At 33.2% G+C, this 6,810-nt stretch carries 3 protein-coding genes and 1 other RNA gene; 2 read left to right on the forward strand and 2 right to left on the reverse strand.

Annotated features, from left to right (window positions below; all coding sequences use genetic code 11):
* The first annotated feature begins 105 nt into the window (after positions 1–105).
* Positions 106–1,257, forward strand: coding sequence for a 5-(carboxyamino)imidazole ribonucleotide synthase (locus F6K13_RS12020; RefSeq protein ID WP_124145019.1), 1,152 nt, complete (start codon positions 106–108; stop codon positions 1,255–1,257).
* Between the two features lie 460 nt (positions 1,258–1,717).
* A non-coding RNA gene (gene ssrS, locus F6K13_RS12025) (6S RNA) lies at positions 1,718–1,903 on the forward strand.
* Between the two features lie 643 nt (positions 1,904–2,546).
* Here ssrS and F6K13_RS12030 read toward each other — a convergent pair.
* Together F6K13_RS12030 and F6K13_RS12035 are read right to left on the reverse strand one after the other, a co-directional pair.
* The gene (locus F6K13_RS12030; RefSeq protein ID WP_124145018.1) at positions 2,547–3,971 is read right to left on the reverse strand and encodes a deoxyribodipyrimidine photo-lyase, 8-HDF type; all 1,425 of its coding nucleotides are present in this window, start codon (positions 3,969–3,971) and stop codon (positions 2,547–2,549) included.
* Positions 3,972–5,172: 1,201 nt separating this feature from the next.
* Positions 5,173–5,730 carry an NUDIX hydrolase gene (locus F6K13_RS12035; protein ID WP_124145017.1) on the reverse strand — a complete coding sequence of 186 codons (558 nt, stop codon included), beginning with the start codon at positions 5,728–5,730 and terminating at the stop codon, positions 5,173–5,175.
* Positions 5,731–6,810: the final 1,080 nt, after the last annotated feature.

Genomic DNA, 6,810 nt, shown 5'->3' on the forward strand with positions numbered 1-6,810 from the left:
TAGCTGAAAACTCAGACAACGCAATATTTTTCCTTCTTCCTTCTTTCTTTTTCCTTCTTTCTTCTGCTATAAAATACAAAAGTTGAAACTGAATTTGTAATCAAAATGAATAGTACTGAAAAGGCAAAAAAATACCAAAACAAAATTCAGCGAGTGGGTGTCATTGGTGGAGGTCAGTTGGCATGGATGATGGCGGATGCTGCTAAAAAATTGGGAGTAGATTTAATTATTCAAACTCCTGAAAAAGATGACCCGGCAGTATCTATAGCAAAAGATACTATTTTGGCAGAAATTGATGATGCTCGGGCAACTGCTCAGTTAGCAAATAGTTGTGATGTGATTACTTTTGAAAATGAATTTATTAATATAGATGAGTTGTCGCTTCTGAGTAAAAAAAATGTAATTTTTCGTCCTAATTTATCTGTGTTAAAGCCCTTATTAGATAAATATCAACAGTTGTGTTATTTACGAGATTTAGGTTTACCTGTTCCCCAATTTTGGGAGTGGGAAACAGAAGCTGAAGCAATAAAATTTCCTCTAGTATTAAAAGCACGTCGTCATGGTTATGATGGTCATGGTATTTCTGTTATTCAAGATATTAATAGTTTAAAATATCAGAGAAATTCAAATATTTTCATTCAAGAATTTATCCCTTTTGACCGGGAAGTTGCAATTATTGCTGCTCGTTCAGTGACTGGTGAAATTAAAGTTTACCCAGTAGTAGAAACACAACAAGAAAATCAGGTTTGTCGGCGGGTTTTTGTATGTGATGAAAATTTAGAATTAGTCAAAGAAATTCAAGCGATCGCTCAAACTCTCCTCAATAGTTTAGAAGTTGTGGGAGTATTTGGTATTGAATTATTTATTACTAAAAATCAAACAATTTTAATTAATGAAATTGCTCCAAGAACTCATAACTCTGGTCATTACACTTTGGATGCTTGTGAGACTTCTCAATTTGAACAACATCTACGGGCAGTTTGTGGTCTACCTCTGGGTAGTACCGCTTTTAAGTCTAGGGGGGCAGTGATGGTGAATTTGTTGGGTTATGAATTTGCGGTAAATGACTACTTGACAAAACGGCAACAATTAGCTCAGATTCCTAATGCTTCAGTTTGGTGGTATGGCAAAACAGAATCTCGTCCAGGACGAAAGTTGGGTCATGTAACAGTATTGGTGCATGAGGAAAATTCCACCAAGTGCCGTCAGAAAGCTGAGGCGATCGCCCACAAAATTGAAAGTATCTGGCAGAGTTAACGAAGTCAGAAGTAAGAATTCAGAAGTCAGAAGTTAACCCACCCCTCGCCCCTCCCCCTCCCAGGAGGGGAAGTAGGGGATGTGTGAGCAACTCTCCAAAAATATTTCGACTTAGAAGGCGGAGTTTTATACCAATTTGATAAATGTTTGCTACATTTTATTGAGCGGGGGAGTAGGGAAGTGAGAGAGTAGGGGAGAGGTAAAAATAATAATAATTAACAATAACTGGCTAATAATTATCAAAAAAAATATTCAGTCTGTGTTAATTACTTAATAATTGAAGTGTCACTTAAATATAGCATTCTTTTTTGACGCTTGGTATTAGACCCACATGATTTTGATAAAAATTAAGTGTCAAGGCTCCAATTTATGACTTTTAACTTTTGACTTTTAATTTTTGACTTTTGAGTTTCCTGATAGGGGGTGACATTCAAAAAATAATGGCTATAATAGTTTCTAGGTTCTACTGCGACGTTGGTGACTGCCAAAAATGTTTTTTTGACCTACAAATCAAAAAACATCGGGACCTAGATGTTTGAGTGGCAGTAAACTGAGCTTGCACTCAGAAACTTTAAACTTGAGCCGAGGAACCCACCTGGTATTATCCAGGTCAAAAGCTGAGGTAAGACGGCGTTGCGGTGAACTATTTTTTTTGTGAGCAGGATATAGAAAGGTATTGCCAAAAAATTAAGCTGGGCAATGGTTATCCTAAGGCCAATAATTCTGTAATTTACAAGAAAACTTGCAGCAAGAGTTATGCTCAATACTTGATAAGGTAGCGAAACAAAAAGTTACTTATTAAAGTGGCAAACCAAATAATTTATAAAGTTAAAAATTTAAAATAAAAAGCTAATAAACTAGGGCAAAATCAAAATAATAAATAGAGGAAAAATATTGTAGTTAATTAGGAAGTATACTCGTTAAGTGGCATCATAATTAGAAGAAGTTCCTCTAAACTAAACCAATAGTCTTAAAAACTTAGGGATAGATTCAGTAAATCTAGCATAAATTATTATGATGGTGATGGAAGAATTATCCTTAAATATCCCCCACATTGAACTAGCTGGAGCAAAAAATATTGGAGAATTAGCTGATTTATTTTCAGCCAAGTTATAACTACATAAATCAATGATTCAAATTCATTAGACATCTCCAATAATAAAAAATCAAATCAATTATCGCACAGAAATTATCAATTCTTTCTCCCTACTCCCTACTCCCTATTTTCTGGAGATGTGTATTAATAAATTAGGTTGATTTAGGAAAAAGTAACCTAAAGATATTCTGAATCAATTTTTCTGCTCCTGATAAAGTGACTTGAATATTTGTTGTCGTTTTTTATGGTCAACAATAGGCGCAGGATAACCTATACCCTCTCTTTCATCTGCGGGAATTTTACCAGTAACCAAATATTTCGTATCCACACTCCGCAACTCTGACACCCACTCCCGAATATATTCTGCTTCTGGGTCATATTTTTGTGTCTGAGATGAAGGATTAAATATTCTCAACGGTTTTGGGTCCATTCCACTCGATGCACTCCACTGCCAACCCCCATTATTTGCAGAAAGGTCTCCATCTATCAACTTCTGCATAAAATATTTCTCCCCCCACTGCCAATTAATTATTAAATCTTTGGTCAGAAAACTAGCAACTATCATTCGGCAACGGTTGTGCATCCAACCTGTTTCATTTAACTGACGCATGGCAGCATCAACAATAGGATAACCTGTTTTACCTTCACACCAAGCTTGAAAATATGCTTCATTATTCTCCCAGGGAAAATTTTTCCAATGTGGGCGATAAGGACCTGTTTCTAGTTCGGGATAATGATACATAACATATTGATAAAATTCGCGCCATGCTATTTCTTTTTGCCAAGTTTCGATATTGTCAAATGCTTCATCGCTAGAACAATTTTCTATTAATTCTTGAGTTTTTGCCCAAACTGTCCGAATACCAATAGTACCAAATTTTAGGGCGGGACTTAGTTGGGATGTACCATCAAGACTAGGGAAGTTTCGTTGTTCTTGGTATGAGTATATTGCCCTTTGGCAAAATGTTTCTAATTTTTCTAATGCTATAGTTTCTCCGGGTTCGAGAATGAGTGAGTTTTCCCAATTAAATCCTAATTCTTTCGCAGTTGGTAAATCAATAGTTGCTATTTTTTTTGTTTGTTGAAGTTGCTCTTCAGTTAACCCTTTGAGTAGGGGAATATTGACTGGGTTAGATTTTTTTTTGCTGCTCCAAGTTCTCCAGAATGGAGTATAGACACTATAGGGTTTTTTGGTAGAAGTAAATATTTCTTCTGGGCAATGAAGGAGTTGATCCCAAAATGTTTTTACTTGAATATTTACTGTTTCTAAATTTTCAGTAACTTGGCGGTCGCGTTCTCTACTATAAGGTTCAACATCTAGATTCCAATATACTGCTTTTGCCTCTAGAAAAGTTGCTAATTTTGGTATAGCTTCGGCAGGTTTTCCTGAGATAATTAATAGTTGACTTCCTATTTCTTGGTAGCGTTTTTGTAGATGTTGTAAACAACCAATCATATAGGTTATTCTTGCGGGGGCAATATCGTCTCGTTTGAGAATATTTTGGTCAAGGCAAAATATACCTACTACTTTTTGATTTTGTTGAGATGCTTGTGTCAGTCCGATATTATCTGAAATGCGTAGGTCGCGTCGATGCCAAAAGAGGATTAAGTTAGACATTTATTTTAATTTTATTGTTATAGTAGAAGAAAGAAAGAAGAAGGAAAAAGGAAGAAGAAAAAATCTTACCTTGTCTTAATTTTAAGCTTTTGATTTTTCCTAACTTTTCCTTCGACTGCTATAATTTTCAGTTTACTGTTAATTAGAAAATTTTTGTTTATAGGTAAGCATTTCCTGTGGAATGCTTACGTTTATAGTAATTCCAAGTCAGCTATAATCTCGATTTTAACAAAATTATTAATGATTAATTATTTTAGGTTTTAAGTCTCTAATTTTCACGAAAAAAATCATTCTTTTGTCTTTTTAGTTAATCCTCTTATTTTTCAGGAGAGGTCATTTCAGTTATCAGTTATCAGTTATCAGTTATCAGTTATCAGTTATCAGTTATCAGTACCTCCTGCAATAAGGAGTCTTTAGACCAAAATTTTTCGGTAATTGTTAATTATCGTTTTTATTTATGGGTTTAATACCATTTATCAAAAAGAATGCGATGCTGATGCAAAACTTCAATGATTAAGTAATTAGTAGGATTTAATAACCTTAAGAGCGATGATTAGCCAGTAAGTGCATATTATTCTTATGTTTACTACTCCCTGACTCCCTTATACCAATTACCAAAAGTAATGCTATACTTAGGTAACACTTCAGTTATTAAGTAATTAAACTATCCTAATAAACTTTTTGCTAATTTGAGTCAATTTAATATTAATTATTATTATTTTTATTTCTCCCCAACTCCCCAACTCCCCAACTCCCCAACTCCCCAGCTCAAGAAAATGTAGAAAAGTTTTTGAGAAATGGTATTACTCTCCCACTCCATTCTGGTAGATAACTAAATATCTTCTTCCTCCTTCAATAATTGTTAACTGTTAATTTTTGAACTGTAGTTTAGCTAATAAATATTTCTATTTGTCAAATCAAATAGGTTTTGCAAATTAATTTTTTCTACTTCGCTACTCCTTTACAGTCTTCATTTTTGTTATTTGCTTGCTTTGTTCAAAGGAAAAATTTCATTTTAAGCTTAATACCAATTTTCAGGCGTTGATACTAAATTATTGGTTAATATAGCAGTCAAAGCAAAGCTTAGGAAATATCAAAAACTTAACATTCAGAGAACCCAAGCTTTTTCCTTCTGTTATAGATAACTCATCGCCTAGATAACTAAACGCCTTATTCCTTCTTCCTTCTTACTTCTTACTTCTTACTTCTTATTTCCTAATAAAAATGGTTTAGCCAAGAATAAACTACAGATTGACTTAGCATCAACAATTTCTCCATCAAAGATAGCCTGTTCTAATTCTTGAAGTGTCATTAAAACTGTTTCTATATCTTCATCAATATCTTGCGCTGGTGGACTTTCCAACTTTTCTAAATCTTCTGCTAAAAAAGCATAAATAAATTCATCCGAGTATCCAGGAGCGAGAGGAAATTCTCCTAACTTTTGCCATTTATGAGCGCGATAACCTGTTTCTTCTTCTATTTCTCGTTTGATAGTATCAGCAGGATTTTCATTTTCTTCTATTGTACCTGCTGGAAACTCTAAAATCCTATCTTTAATGGCAAATCTATATTGTTTTACTAAGATTAATTTTCCATTTGAAGTAACAGGAATACATAAAGCTCCACCCGGATGACGAATACATTCCCAGTCTCCTTCAACTCCATTGGGTAGACGTAGATGGTTAACGTCAAAGTTAAATTTTCTACCCTGATATTGCAGACGTTGTTTAATAATTTTGGGTGGTTCTTGATTGTGCATAAAATATCATCAAAAATAAGTTTTAACTATCATATCATCTTTGTCTGAATAAAAGGTAGCTGATTAAAGTCTATCTTCTATAAAATGATAATTAGAGATACTTCTACAGCTCGAGCTATTGATTTTTTGCCAGTCCATAAATGAATTAAATAACACTATGAGCGATGGGCGAAACTTGATAAATTTTTAGGTATAGCACGTCTTATTTTGAGTTGCACCTTGTTTTTGTATAAAAATTATACTAATCAACTAATCTACAAAAATTCAATCTTAGTAACGCTTCAAATAATACTTTTTAATATTAAATATTAAAGCTTGATAGTAGAGGCATTGAATCAGTTAGCCTTCTTTAGGGTAACTGCCTTAATAGCGATTTTTTGTACGATCAGGAATGGCTGAAGCACCACAAAGATGAACCTGTTATTTTTAATCATAAACATGGGTGTTTTCAAGCTAATTAATGCGACCAGTATAGAGATAGAAAAAACTGAAAAAATGTCTAAAATAATTTTTCATAAAAACATATTTATAGATAGCATTTTCAAATTAAATGTCAAACAAAAGTTAGTTATTTACTAACAGTAAAAAATCCGGCAAACCTTCTTGCCTGTTGCCTAAAAGCGTTAGTTTTTTTTAACCCAAATCAAATGAAATTACTAGAGTGAGCTTTTGATATAAATGATATTAATTCCAAGTGATATGTTTATGCTTAATTTTTCCAAAATATAGACTAAAAAATTATTGAGTGAAAGACCTCAATATCAAGTTACTATTGCTTCATTTTTAACGAGAGATAATTATTAATTTTTGAAGAGTAGAAAGCAGATGAAGATATAAAGCTAATGAATTTTGTGCCAGAATATCTTAGAAAATAAGTAGATAGGCATGAAAAAAATTAAGTCTTTAACAAAAAGTAAAGTAGTTTATAAGCCTTTTCCCTTCTGCCTTCTGCCTTCCTAAGTACGATAAATTTTAACACCTACCTACTTAATTAAAAACCATAGTTTACTTAGTGAAGCTGAATGCGAATATATCTGTCCGTGCAAATACAACTACACCTTTTTACCTAATTAAAGTGGA

Source organism: Okeania sp. SIO2B9, assembly GCF_010672505.1.
Lineage (GTDB): Bacteria > Cyanobacteriota > Cyanobacteriia > Cyanobacteriales > Microcoleaceae > Okeania > Okeania hirsuta.